At 62.1% G+C, this 14,489-nt stretch carries 15 protein-coding genes; 14 read left to right on the top strand and 1 reads right to left on the bottom strand.

Annotation, left to right across the window (positions count from 1 at the left end; genetic code table 11):
* The first annotated feature begins 48 nt into the window (after positions 1-48).
* From ACTG2T_RS18590 to ACTG2T_RS18655, 14 genes are all read left to right on the top strand, one after another.
* Positions 49-1,080, top strand: coding sequence for a YcjF family protein (locus ACTG2T_RS18590; protein ID WP_330124543.1), 1,032 nt, complete (start codon positions 49-51; stop codon positions 1,078-1,080).
* A gap of 190 nt (positions 1,081-1,270) precedes the next feature.
* Positions 1,271-2,194 carry a LysR family transcriptional regulator gene (locus ACTG2T_RS18595; protein WP_330124544.1) on the top strand — a complete coding sequence of 308 codons (924 nt, stop codon included), beginning with the start codon at positions 1,271-1,273 and terminating at the stop codon, positions 2,192-2,194.
* A gap of 197 nt (positions 2,195-2,391) precedes the next feature.
* Positions 2,392-3,537, top strand: coding sequence for an ABC transporter substrate-binding protein (locus ACTG2T_RS18600; RefSeq protein WP_144712756.1), 1,146 nt, complete (start codon positions 2,392-2,394; stop codon positions 3,535-3,537).
* Positions 3,538-3,679: 142 nt separating this feature from the next.
* Positions 3,680-4,693 (top strand): ABC transporter ATP-binding protein, encoded by a 1,014-nt coding sequence (locus ACTG2T_RS18605; protein ID WP_019444921.1) that lies wholly within the window; start codon positions 3,680-3,682, stop codon positions 4,691-4,693.
* A complete protein-coding gene (locus tag ACTG2T_RS18610) occupies positions 4,690-5,658 on the top strand; it encodes an ABC transporter permease (protein WP_005346227.1) in 969 nt (322 codons plus the stop codon). The genes ACTG2T_RS18605 and ACTG2T_RS18610 overlap by 4 nt, the downstream gene beginning before the upstream one ends.
* A 35-nt stretch (positions 5,659-5,693) precedes the next feature.
* Complete coding sequence (locus ACTG2T_RS18615) at positions 5,694-6,521, top strand: ABC transporter permease (RefSeq protein WP_330124545.1); 828 nt, start codon at positions 5,694-5,696, stop codon at positions 6,519-6,521.
* A gap of 29 nt (positions 6,522-6,550) precedes the next feature.
* Positions 6,551-7,981, top strand: coding sequence for a gamma-aminobutyraldehyde dehydrogenase (locus ACTG2T_RS18620; protein WP_144712760.1), 1,431 nt, complete (start codon positions 6,551-6,553; stop codon positions 7,979-7,981).
* A gap of 152 nt (positions 7,982-8,133) precedes the next feature.
* Positions 8,134-8,928, top strand: a complete 795-nt coding sequence (phhA, locus tag ACTG2T_RS18625) for a phenylalanine 4-monooxygenase (RefSeq protein WP_040069354.1) — start codon at positions 8,134-8,136, stop codon at positions 8,926-8,928.
* A gap of 63 nt (positions 8,929-8,991) precedes the next feature.
* Positions 8,992-9,330 carry a 4a-hydroxytetrahydrobiopterin dehydratase gene (locus ACTG2T_RS18630; protein WP_267967690.1) on the top strand — a complete coding sequence of 113 codons (339 nt, stop codon included), beginning with the start codon at positions 8,992-8,994 and terminating at the stop codon, positions 9,328-9,330.
* On the top strand, positions 9,327-9,449 hold the full coding sequence (locus ACTG2T_RS18635) for a 4a-hydroxytetrahydrobiopterin dehydratase (RefSeq protein WP_330124546.1): 123 nt from the start codon (positions 9,327-9,329) through the stop codon (positions 9,447-9,449). Before ACTG2T_RS18630 ends, ACTG2T_RS18635 begins: the two co-directional genes overlap by 4 nt.
* Positions 9,450-9,597: 148 nt before the next feature.
* Entirely contained in the window at positions 9,598-11,145 is a 1,548-nt protein-coding gene (gene tyrR / locus ACTG2T_RS18640) for a transcriptional regulator TyrR (protein WP_069556244.1), read from the top strand.
* 189 nt (positions 11,146-11,334) lie between these two features.
* On the top strand, positions 11,335-11,892 hold the full coding sequence (locus ACTG2T_RS18645; RefSeq protein ID WP_005333646.1) for a YfiR family protein: 558 nt from the start codon (positions 11,335-11,337) through the stop codon (positions 11,890-11,892).
* Positions 11,889-13,118, top strand: coding sequence for a diguanylate cyclase domain-containing protein (locus ACTG2T_RS18650; protein ID WP_330124547.1), 1,230 nt, complete (start codon positions 11,889-11,891; stop codon positions 13,116-13,118). The genes ACTG2T_RS18645 and ACTG2T_RS18650 overlap by 4 nt, the downstream gene beginning before the upstream one ends.
* A gap of 35 nt (positions 13,119-13,153) precedes the next feature.
* Complete coding sequence (locus ACTG2T_RS18655) at positions 13,154-13,642, top strand: OmpA family protein (RefSeq protein ID WP_005333642.1); 489 nt, start codon at positions 13,154-13,156, stop codon at positions 13,640-13,642.
* A gap of 96 nt (positions 13,643-13,738) precedes the next feature.
* Here ACTG2T_RS18655 and ACTG2T_RS18660 read toward each other — a convergent pair whose 3' ends face one another.
* A complete protein-coding gene (locus tag ACTG2T_RS18660; protein WP_005333641.1) occupies positions 13,739-14,476 on the bottom strand; it encodes a TerC family protein in 738 nt (245 codons plus the stop codon).
* Between the last annotated feature and the right edge of the window lie 13 nt (positions 14,477-14,489).

Consider the following 14,489-nt stretch of genomic DNA (forward strand, 5'->3'; position numbering starts at 1 on the left):
TGCGGTCTTGGCACCTGAGCCGAAGGCTGCGCACAGGAGAACAATGCGATGAACGATCAGATAAAAGAGCGGCCACCGTTGCAGGGCAAGGTGATTCTTGAGCCTGCCTTGACGGTGGCCAGTGACGAGCGACCCCCCGCACCGGCCCTGCGGCTGGAGGAGGCGAGCTTCGAGCGCCTCGACGAGCTGGACGAGTTCACCGAGGTGGAGAGCGCCCTCGTCATCAAACCGCGCCGCCGCCATCGGCTACTGGCGTGGGGGCTGGGGGCGGTCGGTCTGCTCTCGTTGGGCCAGTATGGCGCCTTTCTTTACGATCAATTCCTCACCACCCCGCTCTGGGGCAGCGCCTGGCTGGCGGCCTCGGCGCTGGTCGCTGCGGGGACAGCCAGCGTGGTGGGGCGCGAGTGGCTGCGACTACGGACCCTCAAGCGGCGTCAGGATGTACGCTCGCGAGCAGAAGATCTGCTTGCCCATCAGGGAGTCGGGCAGGGGCAGGCCTTTTGCGAAGGGTTGGCGGTCAAAAGTGGCGACAAGGGGCGCGAGGGGTATCAAACCTGGCTGGCCCAGCTCGATGAGAGCCACAACGATCGGGAGGTGCTGACCCTTTACAGTCAGCTGGTATTGAGCGAACGCGACAAGCTGGCGCAGGCGCGGGTGGCCAAATGGTCGGGGGAGGCCGCTGTGCTGGTGGCGCTCAGCCCGCTCGCCACCGTCGACATGATGCTGATGTTGTGGCGCAACCTGCGGATGATCGAGGATATCGCCGATGTCTATGCCATCGAGCTCGGCTACTGGAGCCGCATACGCCTCATCCGTCAGGTGTTTCGCAACATGCTCTACGCCGGTGCCACCGAGCTGGTGACCGAGGTGGGGATGGACTTGCTGGGCGCCGAGTTTGCCGCCAAGCTCTCCGCCCGTGCGGCGCAAGGGGTGGGGGCGGGGCTACTCACCGCTCGCCTTGGTCTGCGCACCATCGAAGCGTGCCGCCCGCTGCCATGGTGTGCGGACGAGAAGCCGAAACTCGGCGAGCTGCGCAAGCGGCTGATCGGCCAGCTGGCGGGGTATCTCAACAAATCCTGATAGCTCTGTCTGCACCTTGCTGCGATGACCCATGCCCCTGTTGTGCTCGCCAAGCCGCAGGGGCATGGTTTTAATCGGCAGATCATTGAGTTGGCAGCAGTGCCCGGTTTTGGCGAGGCGCCCGTTTACGGTTAAGCTGGCAGTCAATCTTACCAATCACACCAATATTACCAATCGGCAAGGATGCCCGATGAACTTTACCTTTCGCCAGATCCGTTATTTTGTGGCCGTGGCCGACAGCTTCTCAGTGAGTCGCGCCGCCGCCGAGCTGCATATCTCCCAGTCGGCGGTCACCAGCGCCATTCGCGAGCTGGAGACCGATCTCGGCGCCCCGCTATTCGAGCGCAATCCGCGCGGCGTCACCCTCACCACTCAGGGCCACCAGTTTTTGTTCCACGCCCGCCGTATTCTCGGCGCCATGACCGAGGCGAGCCACTCCCTCAAAGCAGTAGCCCAGCAGGATCAGGGACGGCTCACTATCGGTGTGACCACCTTGGTGGCGGGTTACTACCTCTCAGAGGCGCTCGGCCGTTTTCGCCGCGCCTTTCCGGCGGTACAGATCGAGGTGAAGGAGGATGAACAGCCTTTTCTGGAGCACCAGATCGTCAACGGCGAGGTGGATGTGGGGATCCTGATGACCAACCGCACCATCCGGCAAGAGGCGTTTGATACCGAGTTGCTGACCCGTTCGCCGCTGCGGCTCTGGCTGGCCGCCAACCACCCGCTCTGCGCCGAGTCGACCCTCTCGCTCACCGCGCTGGGGGAGGAGCCGATGATCTCGCTGACCGCCGATCAGCTCGATCAGATCATCGGTGGCGGCCTGCGCCGCTACGGCATCTCCCCCCGTATCGTGCTGCGCACCGCGTCGGTGGAGGCAGTGCGCAGTCTGGTGGCGAGCCAGCTCGGGGTCGCCTTGTTGCCCGATTTTGCCTATCGCCCCTGGTCGCTGGAGCAGGAGCGGGTCGAGGCGCGCGCCATCAAGGAGCCCATTCCCGCCATCGATATCGGGCTGGTGTGGCGCCGTGGTTCTCGGCTGGATTGGACGGCGCGGGAATTTATCGATATTGCGCGGGATCAGAGCCGGTTGCGGGCCCGTCAGGCGCTCCCTCGCTAGCCATCTCTTGCGGGGTAGCCACCAAAAATCAGATTCATCTGCACTCGATATCGATTTAGCTGATACCTGAGCCATCAAAAATTGAAATATTCATCGTATTGCCACTCCCCTAAGCTCATTGCTGGTTAACAGGATGTTAACGCCGATGGTGGCGTTCCTTCACCTGATGCAAGTCAACACAATGCAAGGAGTGCATGATGAAATTGACCCCTCTGATGCTGGCTCTTGTTCCGGCGCTGCTGGCAGGCCAGACCCAGGCTGCCCCGACCGAGCTCGGCAAGGGTGAAGGCCAGCTCAATATCGTGGCCTGGGCTGGCTACGTTGAGCGTGGCGAGACCGACAAGAACTACGACTGGGTGACCGGATTCGAGAAAGAGACCGGCTGCAAGGTGAGCGTCAAGACGGCGGCCACCTCGGACGAGATGGTGGCCTTGATGAACGAGGGGGGCTTCGATCTGGTGACCGCCTCCGGCGATGCCAGTCTGCGTCTGATTGCCGGTGGCAAGGTGCAGGCGCTCAATCTGGCACTCATCCCGAGCTACAGCAAGATTGATCCCCGGCTGCAAAATGCCCCCTGGCACACTGTGGATGGCAAGCACTACGGCGTGCCCTACCAGTGGGGCGGCAATATCCTGATGTACAACACCAAGGTGTTCCCCAAGGCACCGGACTCCTGGAACGTGGTGTTCGAGGAACAGACCCTGGCGGATGGCAAGTCCAACAAGGGGCGGGTGCAGGCCTTTGACGGCCCGATCCACATCGCCGATGCCGCCCTCTATCTGATGACCCATCAGCCCGCCCTGGGCATCAAGGATCCTTACGAGTTGAACGAGGATCAGTACAAGGCCTCCCTCGATCTGCTGCGCAAGCAGCGCCAGCTGGTGGGACGCTACTGGCATGATGCTTTCGTCCAGATCGATGACTTCAAGAACGAAGGGGTGGTTGCGTCAGGCTCCTGGCCGTTCCAGGCCAATGCCCTGATCGCCGACAAGCAGCCCATCGCCACCACTGTGCCGAGAGAGGGAGTGACCGGTTGGGCCGATACCAGCATGGTGCACAGCGATGCCAAGAACCTCACCTGCGCTTACAAGTGGCTGGAGCACTCCCTGAGCAACAAGCTGCAGGGGGATCTCGCCGCCTGGTTTGGCTCGGTGCCTGTGGTGCCTGCCGCCTGTGAGGGCAATGCCCTGCTGGGCCCGACCGGGTGCAAAACCAACGGTATCGACAACTTCGATCGGGTTCGCTTCTGGCGCACTCCGGTCTCCCAGTGCAAGAGCCAGGGAACTTGCGTGCCCTATTACCGCTGGGTTTCCGACTATATCGCCATTCTGGGCGGCCGCTAAGGTGGGGTGAGCAAGGTGGTCGGAACCGCTGCCACCTTGCCAACGGCAGGGGAGCTGCGCCTCCTCTGCACGACTGCCGAGAGCGGATAATCAAGCGGGCCGGACAGGAGTCGGCCCATCCCAGTACAGACAAGGACGCCCCATGAACGCCGTACAATTTGACCGGGTCAGTCGCCACTATGGCGAGGTGAAGGCGGTCGACGATATCTCTTTCCAGATCCCCTCCGGGGAATTCTTTACCCTGCTGGGGCCGAGCGGTTCCGGCAAGACCACCTGCCTGCGGATGATCGCGGGCTTTGAGTACCCGAGCGACGGGGAGATCCGCCTGTTTGGCGAACCCTGCTCCACCGTGCCCCCCTACGATCGCAACCTCAATACCGTGTTTCAGGACTACGCCCTGTTTCCCAACATGGATGTGCGCGACAACATCGGCTATGGCCTGATGCTCAAGGGGGTCGCCAAGGCACAGCGTTACCGCAAGGTGGACGAGATGCTGGAGCTGGTGCGACTGCCTGGGGTCGGCAAGCGCCGCCCAAGCCAGCTCTCCGGCGGCCAGCGCCAGCGCATCGCCATCGCCCGGGCGCTTATCAACCAGCCACGCATCCTGCTGCTGGACGAGCCGCTGGGGGCCCTCGATCTCAAGTTGCGCGAGCAGATGCAGCTTGAGCTCAAGGCGTTGCAACGCCAGTTGGGCATCACCTTTATCTTCGTCACCCACGATCAGCAGGAGGCGCTCTCAATGAGCGACCGGATCTGCATCTTCAGTCAGGGCAAGATCGAGCAGATTGCCGCCCCCGATACCATCTACGACGCTCCGGCGACGCCGTTTGTGGCCCGCTTCGTTGGCACCGTCAATCTGTTCGAAGGGGAGCAGGCCAGACGGCTGTGCGGCGACGGCAGCCAGATGATGGTGCGCCCGGAGCGGATCCGGCTCGCTGAGGCGGGTGCGCCGGGCTGGTCGGGAGAGATCCGCGAGGTGGAGTATCTGGGTCCCTTCGTCCGTTATCGGGTTGATCTCGGGGAGCAGCTCGAGATCATCGTCAACCACCCCAATGAGGGGCAGGCCCGTCTGGCCCGTGGCAGCAGGGTCAGCCTCAGCTGGCCGGAGCAGGCCATCCATCGCCTGAGCGGCGCCCATCAGGGGGCGCAGCCATGAGTGCCCCTCACAGTGCGAGTCTTGCCATGAACCATCAGCCCGAACCTGCCCGTTTCAGGCCGCTGCGGCGCCTCTCGACCCTGCTCTATGGTCGGCCCGGCCTGCTGCTGGCGATCCTGCTGGGGCCGCCGCTGCTGTGGCTCGGCATCATCTATGTCGGCTCCTTGCTGATGCTGCTTTCCAACTCCCTGTTCGGGCTGGACGAGTTTAGCGGTCAGGTGCGCCACGAGCTGGGGCTGCAAAACTTCGTCGCCCTGCTGCGACCGGAGAATCTGGATGTGATCGGCCGCACCGTCGGCATGTCGCTGCTGGTGACCCTGGCCTGCGCCCTGCTCGGTTTTCCGGTTGCCTACTACATGGCACGCTACACCAGTGGCAAGACCCGGGCGCTGTTCTATGTGGGGATCATGCTGCCACTCTGGTCCAGCTATTTGGTACGGGTCTATGCCTGGAAGTTGATTTTGGCCAAGGAGGGGGTTGTGAGCTGGCTGGCGGACAGCATGGGGCTGGAGTGGCTGCTCGATGCCATCCTCTCCCTGCCGGTGATAGGTGGCCCGTCGCTCTCCTTCTCGCGGCTCGGCACCTTTATCGTGTTCGTCTATGTCTGGCTGCCCTTCATGATCCTGCCCATTCAGGCGGCGGTGGAGCGTATACCGCGATCCCTGCTGGAGGCGAGCAGCGATCTGGGGGCGACACCCGCCCAGACCTTTCGCAACCTGATCCTGCCGCTGGCGTTGCCCGGTGTGGTGGCGGGCTCCATCTTCACCTTCTCGCTGACCCTCGGTGATTACATCATCCCCGGCATTATCGGCAACTCGACCATGTATATCGGTCAGGTGGTCTACATGCAGCAGGGAACGGCGGGCAATCTGCCCTTTGCCGCCGCCTTCTCGCTGGTGCCGATCCTTATCATCGCCATCTATCTGGCGATTGCGAAACGACTGGGGGCTTTTGATGCGCTTTGACCCTATCGCTTTGAACCGGCAGCAAGGAGGCCGTCATGTCAGCTAGCTCAATGAGCCGTCAGGGAGAGCGCCCTTCGGGCCTGCTCAAGTACGCCGCCATCGGCGGGCTTCTGTTCCTGCACTTTCCCATTCTGTTTATCTTCCTCTACGCCTTCACCAGCGAGAGCAAGAGTTACCAGTTTCCGCCCCCCGGGCTCACCCTCAAATGGTTCGAGGTGACCCTCAATCGCCCCGATGTGTGGCGTGCCATCCAGCTGTCGCTGGAGGTTGCTGGGCTGGCGACGCTGGCGGCCATGATCCTCGGCACCTTGGCGGCAGGGGCCATTGCCCGCAGCCGCTTCTTCGGTCAGGAGGTGGTGTCGCTCTTGCTGGTGCTGCCCATCGCGCTGCCCGGTATTGTCACCGGTATCGCGCTGCGCTCGGCCTACGGCTTGATGGAGATCCCGTTCAGCTTCTGGACCATCGTTATCGGCCACGCCACCTTCTGTGTGGTGGTGGTCTACAACAATGCGCTGGCCCGTTTTCGCCGCACCAACCAGAGCCTCATCGAGGCGTCGATGGATCTCGGGGCCGACGGCTTCCAGACCCTGCGCTACGTGATCCTGCCCAATCTGGCCACGGCGCTGCTGGCGGGGGGCATGCTGGCCTTTGCCCTGAGTTTTGACGAAGTGATCGTCACCACCTTTACGGCGGGCCAGCAGACCACCCTGCCCATCTGGATGTATCAGGAGCTGATCCGTCCCCGTGACAGGCCGGTCACCAACGTGGTGGCCATCATCATAGTGGCCTTCACCACTATCCCTATTTTGCTTGCCTACTACCTCACTCGCGACACCCATGATGTCGCTGGCAGTGGCAAATGATGACTCAACGCGTGCGCAAGGATGCAACCATGAAACTCTCTACCCAACTCTTGATTGATGGCCAGTTTGTGACCGGCGAGGGGCAGGCCGAACCCATTCTCAACCCGGCCAACGGCGAACAGATCGCCGCCGTGCCCGAAGCCTCGTTCGAACAGGTGAACCGGGCGGTGAACGGTGCCCAGCGCGCCTTCGCCCAGTGGAGCCGCACTACCCCTGCCCAGCGCAGCAACCTGCTGCTGCGTCTGGCGGAGCTCGTCGAGCGCCACGCCGAGGAGTTTGCGGCGCTCGAATCCCTCAACTGCGGCAAACCCTATCTGGCCGTGCTCAACGACGAGTTGCCCGCGGTGGTGGACTGCTTCCGCTTCTTTGCCGGGGCGGCCCGCTGCCTGCAAGGGCCGCTGGCGGGGGAGTATCTCGAGGGGCACACCAGCATGATCCGCCGCGACCCCATTGGTGTTGTGGGCAGTATCGCCCCCTGGAACTACCCGCTGATGATGGCGGCCTGGAAGATGGCGCCGGTGCTGGCGGCGGGCAATACGGTGGTGCTCAAACCCTCCGAGCAGACCCCGCTCACCGCTTTGCGGCTTGCCGAACTGGCCAGCGAGATCTTCCCCCGCGGCGTCATCAACGTCATCTGCGGGCGGGGGGAAAGCGTGGGGGCGCCGCTGGTGGAGCACCCGCTGGTGCGGATGGTGTCGCTCACCGGCGATATCGCCACCGGCCAGAAGATCCTGCAGAGCGCCGCCCGCACCATGAAGCGCACCCACCTTGAGCTGGGAGGCAAGGCGCCGGTCATCATTTTCGACGATGCGGATCTGGAGGCGGTGGTGGCGGGCATTCGCACCTTCGGTTTCTACAACGCAGGCCAGGATTGCACCGCCGCCTGCCGTATCTATGCCCAGGGCAAGATCTACGACAAGTTCGTCGCCGCCATGACCGATGCGGTGGCCTCCATCAAGGTGGGAAGCCAGTACGAGGAGGGGGTGGAGATGGGGCCGCTTATTTCGGACAGACAGCGCAACCGGGTCGCCAGCTTTGTCGAGCGGGCCCAGAGCAGCGGTCATGTGGAGGTGACGGCGGGGGGCAAGATCCGCCCAGGCAACGGCTTCTTCTTCGAGCCGACCCTGATTGTCGGGGCCCGTCAGGAGGATGAGATCGTGCGCCGCGAGGTGTTTGGCCCTGTGGTGTCGGTGACCCGTTTCAACGATGCCGAGCAGGTGGTGCAGTGGGCCAACGACTCGGACTATGGCCTCGCCTCGTCGGTCTGGACCAAAGATCTGAGCCTCGCCAGCAAGGTGGCCAGCCACCTGCAATATGGCTGCACCTGGATCAACACCCACTTCATGCTCACCTCCGAGATGCCCCACGGCGGCATGAAGATGTCGGGCTACGGCAAGGATCTCTCCCTCTATGCGCTGGAGGATTACACGGTGCCGCGCCATATCATGGTCAAGCTGTAGTGGGGACTGGTTAGCGGGTTGTCACAATTTGTTTACAACTGTTTCCGGCAGCCGGCTCATGGGTCGGCTGCTTTTTTTGTTGCCATTTCGTTACAGTGAAACCGTGATGAAACGGCAAGGCGCCTGATGTGGCGCCAGAGGATGGAACCGCTATGGCAACCTTTTACACCGCCCACCAGCCGGATGCTGACGGGGTGATCCACTACAGCAACGAGGAGCATGGTACCTGGCAGGTCCTGATCGAACGTCAGTTCGCCGCTCTCGATGGCAAGGGGTGTGACGAGTATCTGGCCGGTCTCGACAGACTGGGGCTGCCCCGTGAGCGCATCCCCCAGCTGGCCGAGATCAACGCCGTCTTGCAGCCTGCGACCGGCTGGTCGGTGGCGGCGGTGCCTGCGCTTATCTCGTTCGATCGCTTCTTCGCCCTGCTGGCCAACCGCCAGTTTCCGGTAGCGACCTTTATCCGGCGCCGGGACGAGCTCGACTACCTGCAAGAGCCCGATATCTTTCACGAGATCTTTGGCCACTGCGCCATGCTGACTAATCCGGCCTTTGCCCACTTCACCCACCTATACGGTCAGTTGGGGCAGCAGGCGAGCAAGGAGCAGCGGGTTTTTCTGGCGCGGCTCTACTGGTTCACCGTGGAGTTTGGCCTGCTGGCCACGCCTGACGGGCTGCGTATCTACGGTGGCGGCATTCTCTCCTCCATCGGCGAGACCGCCTATGCCCTCTCCGGCCAGCCGCTGCTGCAACCTTTCGATCTGTTGACCGTGCTGCGCACTCCCTATCGTATCGACATCATGCAGCCCACCTATTTTGTGCTGCCGAGTCTCGATCATCTCTACCAGCTGACCGGTGAGGAGATCATGGCTGCTCTGGCGGAGGCCAGTCGGCTTGGCCTCTATCCGCCACGTTTTGAGGTTGCCGCTGGCAAACAGGCGAGCTGACCAAAAGCAAACAACCCTATTTCATTTTCATTAATTTTTCATTAATTCAAGCAGGAGTAACCCATGTCCGAACTGGCCAGCCAACAGTGTGAAGCGTGTCGCGCCGATGCCCCCAAGGTGAGCGATGAGGAGCTGCGCGAGCTGATGCCGCTTATTCCCGACTGGCAGCCGCTGGTGGAGGAGGGGGCGCTGCAACTGCGGCGGGAATTTACGTTTCGCAACTTCAAGGAGGCGTTGGCGTTTACCAACCGCCTGGGGGAGCTGGCGGAAGCGGAGTTCCATCATCCGGCCATCCTGACCGAGTGGGGCAAGGTGACCGTCAGCTGGTGGACCCACAAGATCGGCGGCTTGCACCGCAACGACTTCATCATGGCTGCACGCACGGATGAGCTGCTGAAGTGAACGCCACCACTCATCGAGTGAGCGATATGGTGATCGTCAGCTGGTGGATGCATAAGATCGGCGGTTTGCATCGCAACGACTTCATCATGGCGGCGAGCACCGATCAGTTGCTTCGGTAATCGCACCCCACACCAGCGTCATCGGTTGACCCGGGCCTGCCTGCGAAAGCGGGGCGGGCCCGCATTTTTATGGGCTGGCGCTCGCACTGGGGGGATCGAGACTGTATTATCCGCTCATTCATAGAGTTAGCTAGGAAGTGTGTCCCGAATGCGTCTTGAAGTCAGCTGTGAAGACCGCCTGGGCCTGACCCGGGAACTGCTCGACCGCCTGGTGGAGCACAATATCGATCTGCGCGGCATCGAAATCGATACCTCAGGCATCATCTATCTCAACTTTCCCGAGCTGGAGTTCAGTGATTTTCAGCACCTGATGCCGGAGATCCGCCGTATTCCCGGCGTCTACGACGTCAAGACCATCCCCTACATGCCTTCCGAGCGAGAGCACCACGAAATCGAGGCGCTGCTCAAGGCGCTGCCGGATCTGGTTTTCTCTCTCGACAGCAAGGGCAAGGTGACCCAGGCCAACCAGTCTGCCCTCACCACCCTCGGCTTGCCGGTGGAGGAGGTGCGCGGCGTGGCGCTCGGTTCGCTGGTCAAGGGGTTCTCCTTCACCCGCTGGCTGGAGGCGAGCGAGATCAAGCCGCAGACCTGCAAGCTCAGTTTCAATGGCGAAGAGTATCTGGCAGATCTGATGCCGCTGTTCGTGGCAGAAGCCCGCGGCAAGCAGGCGCTGGCTGGGGCCGTGGTGGTGCTCAAATCTGCCCGTCGGGTCGGCCTGCACTTCAGCGCGCTCCATGCGGTGGAAGTGGGGGGCTTCGAGCATCTGCAGGCCGAGAGCCCCAAGATGAAAGAGGTGCTGTCGCACGCGCGCAAACTGGCGATGCAGGACGCGCCGCTGCTGATTGTCGGTGAGACCGGCACCGGCAAGGAGCTGCTGGCCCGAGCATGTCACGGTGCTAGCCTGCGCTCCAGCCACCCCTTTATGGCCCTCAACTGCGCCGCCATGCCCGATAACGTGGCCGAGAGCGAGCTGTTTGGTTATGCCCCCGGCGCCTTTGGCAACAACACCGAGGGCAAGCGCGGCGTGCTGGAGCTGGCGAGCGGCGGCACCCTGATGCTGGACGAGATCGGCGACATGTCTCCCCATCTGCAGACCAAGTTTTTGCGGGTGTTGCAGGATGGGGTGTTCCGCCGGGTTGGTGACGAGCAGGAGGTGAAGGTCAACGTGCGTTTCATCTGCACCACCCAAAAACAGTTGCTGGATCTGGTGCACGAAGGAACCTTCCGCGAGGATCTCTACTATCGCCTCAACGTGCTCAGTCTGGCGCTGCCCCCCCTGCGCGAGCGCAAGGCGGACATCATGGTGCTGGCCCAGCAGTTTGTCTCCCGCTTTGCCAGCGAATTGCAGCGACCCCGTCCGCGCTTTACCCGCAACATGGCCGACTACCTGACCGCCTACCGCTGGCCGGGCAACGTGCGCCAGCTGCGCAACTGTCTCTACCGCGCCATGACCCTGCTGGAAGGGGATGAGCTGGGACCCGAGCAGATCGACCTGCCGGTGGCGGCCGATACCATGCCGCTGATCGACGAGTGGTTTGAGGGGAATCTCGACGATGCGGTGAAGCGCTTCGAGAGCCAGCTGCTGGCCCGGCTCTATCCTGCCTTCCCGTCGACCCGTCAGCTGGCCAAACGCCTGGGCGTGTCGCATACCGCTATCGCCAACAAGCTGCGGGAATACGGCATCAGCAAGAAGTGATTTCTGCCTTGCTGCCTGCCACCAGAGAGCCCGTTACCAGACGGGCTCTCCGTTTTCTTTACACGAACTCTGTAGTTGATGGCGGGGTGAGACTTGTCAGGCCAGTGTCAGCCAACTTACTATCTGGGTTCATGTACCCGAACCGCAATGCCATAGCAGCGGTATTGTCAAGGCGACCACCTCCCGATCATGCTGTTACTCTTTTCCCCCCGTTTAACTGCCCGTCTGGCGCTCCTGTTGGTTGCGTTTGGCCTGCTGTTGCCCCGCGCGCTGGCGGAAACGGCCGCGGAGAGCCGGGCGACGGCGGTCAGGGAGCTGGTGCTCGATATCATGAGTTACACCCGCTGGCCCACCGAGCCTGCGGTGCTGCGTATGTGCGTGGCGGCACCGACCGAATATGCCGGAGCCCTCTTTACCATCGATCGTCAGGCCAATGGCCGTACCGTGCAGGTCCATCGTTACGAGGCGAGCGATCCGGCCATCAGCGATCACTGCGATGTGCTCTATCTGGGAGTGCTCGACGAGCCGACCCGGATTGCGCTGTTTGCCCGCCTGCAGGGACACCCAGTGCTCAGCATCAGCGAATACAACCACGACTGTTCCACCAGCTCGGTGTTCTGCCTGCAGACCTCGCCGGACAGCGTGCGGGTGCGGTTTAAAGTGAACCTCGATGCTCTGGCCCTGAGCGGAGTGCGGGTGCATCCCGCCGTGCTCAAGCTGGCCCATGCCGACAAGGGGGTCCCATGAGACGACAGGTGAGCGCGGCTCCCCGCCGTCTGACCCTGCGTCAGAGCCTGGGGCGAACCCATCTGGTGGCCGCCATCACAGCCGTCAGTGTGGCGGGACTCTTTTTTACTCTGGTGGCCCTGCTGGTAGTGCGTTTTTACGCCGACCACAATCTGGAGCTGGTAGCCCGCGCCATCAGCTACAGCGCCGAGGCGGCGGTGGTGTTCCATGATGAGGAGGCGGCGAGCGAGGCGCTCAGTGGTATCGTTGCCAAGGAAGAGGTGGCCCAAGCCACTATCGTACTGACCAATGGTCAGCTGCTCGCCAGTTGGGAGCGCCCCAGAAGCAACCCGCTGGTGACGCTCGAAGACTATCTGGCCCAACTGCTGATGCCGGGGCCTGTCAAGCTCCCCATGCTGCGGGGGGGTGAGCAGATCGCCACCATCGAGCTGCGTGGCCACGGTGAATACCTGTTGCTGTTTTTGCTCTCGGCGCTGCTGGTGATGGTGGTTTGCCTGATGCTGAGCGCCATGGTGGCACTCTATGTGGCTGACCGGATGCAGGTCTCCATCACCGCACCGCTGCGCAAACTGGCACTTGTCGCCCACTCGGTACGCCGACAACGCACCCTGGGGATGCGGGCACCACCGGCCGATATCGTCGAGATTAACGAGCTGGGGGATGACTTCAACTCCCTGCTGGACGAGCTGCAAGCCTGGCAGGCCCAGCAGGCCCGCGAAAATGCCAGCCTGCTCCATCAGGCGACTCACGATGCCCTCACCGGACTGCCCAATCGCGCCCTGTTTGAAGCGCGACTCGCGCAGGCCATCTCCCTCGGCGAGCAAGAGCGGTTTGCGCTGCTCTATCTCGACTGCGATCGTTTCAAGCAAATTAATGACACGCTGGGGCACAACGCCGGTGACGATGTGCTGATCGCGCTCTCAAGACGGGTGCAGCATCAGCTGCGTCCGGATGATCTGGTGTTTCGCCTCGGTGGTGACGAGTTTGCGGTGCTGGTTGGCCCACTCCAGCGACAGCATGAGGTGGAAGAGGTGATTGGCCGCATCCAGCAGGCGATGAGCGAACCGGTGGCGCTGCGTGACGGTCGTCAGCTGGTGGCAGAGGTGAGTGTCGGCTTCGCCGTCTATCAGGCGGGCATGAGTGCCAGCGTGCTGTGTGATCAGGCCGATGCAGCCATGTATCTGGCGAAACGGGCGCGCCGCAGCGAACAGCAAACCATCGCCTGACTGGCAAGAATAACAACATAAACAAGGAGCAAACCATGAAGATCACCCACCTGTTGAAAGTGACCCTGCTGGGGTTGATGTTGTCGCTGCTGGCCGGTTGCCAGAGCGCGCCCAAGGGGTTGACCCCGGAGCAAATCGCCGTGCTCAAGGAGCAGGGCTTTTATCTGACCGATGAGGGGTGGACGCTGGATCTGGCCAACCGAGTGCTGTTTGCCAACAACGTGGGGGCGCTCAATCCCCAGACTCGTCAATCCGTTGAAAAACTGGGTAAAACACTGCTTGGCGTAGGGTTGGACAAGGCGCGGGTGGATGGGCACACCGATAATACCGGCGAGAGCAGCTACAACCAGCAGCTCTCCCTGAAGCGGGCCCAGTCGGTAGCCGATGTGCTGGTCTCGGTCGGCATGAAGCCAGCCAATCTGGAGATCCATGGCCGTGGCGAGACCATGCCGCTGGCGGATAACAAGACCAGAGAGGGCCGGGCCGCCAACCGCCGGGTTGCCATCGTCATCAGCGATCAATAACCCTTTCATCGTTTCGTTACCCATAAAAAAAGAGCGCCCGACCGGCGCTCTTTTTGATCGCGACAGCTGGGGTCGCGAGGGCATGTGCGGGCGGGGTTACTGCGCGCTATTTTGCCCGTTATTGTCGTGATGGCTGCGCAGGCGGATGTTGATCATCTCCACCACCAGCGAGAAGGCCATGGCGAAGTAGATGTAGCCCTTCGGAATATGCAGGTCCATCCCCTCGGCCATCAGGGCGAAACCCACCAGGGTGAGGAAGGAGAGGGCCAGCATCTTGATGGTGGGATGGCTGTCGACGAAATCACCGATGGATTTGGCGGCAAACATCATGATGAAGACGGCAATCATGATGGCCAGCACCATCACCGGCACGTGATCGGCCATGCCGACTGCGGTGATCACCGAGTCGAGGCTGAACACGATATCGAGGATGGCGATCTGGATCAGGGTGCTGATAAAGCCCGAGGCCGCTTTGCTGACGCTCTCCGGCTCGGCCGCCCCTTCCAGGGTGACGTGGATCTCGTGGGCACTCTTGCCGATGAGGAACAGGCCCCCCAGCAGCAGGATCAGATCACGGCCGGAGATGGCTTCACCCAGCACGGTGAAAAGCGGATCGGTGAGGCGCATCACCCAGGCCAGCGAGAGCAGCAGCAGGATCCGGGTACCCATGGCGAGCCCCAGACCCAGAATACGCGCTTTTTGACGCTGCGCCTCCGGCAGGCGACCGACCAGGATGGAGATAAAGATGATGTTGTCGATGCCCAGCACGATCTCGAGCAGGGTAAGGGTGGCGAGTGCGACCCAGGCAGAGGGATCAAGAACCCATTCCAGCATGATTGAACCTTGG

It is taken from the genome of Aeromonas sp. 75A, from assembly GCF_051919425.1.
Lineage (GTDB): Bacteria > Pseudomonadota > Gammaproteobacteria > Enterobacterales > Aeromonadaceae > Aeromonas > Aeromonas veronii.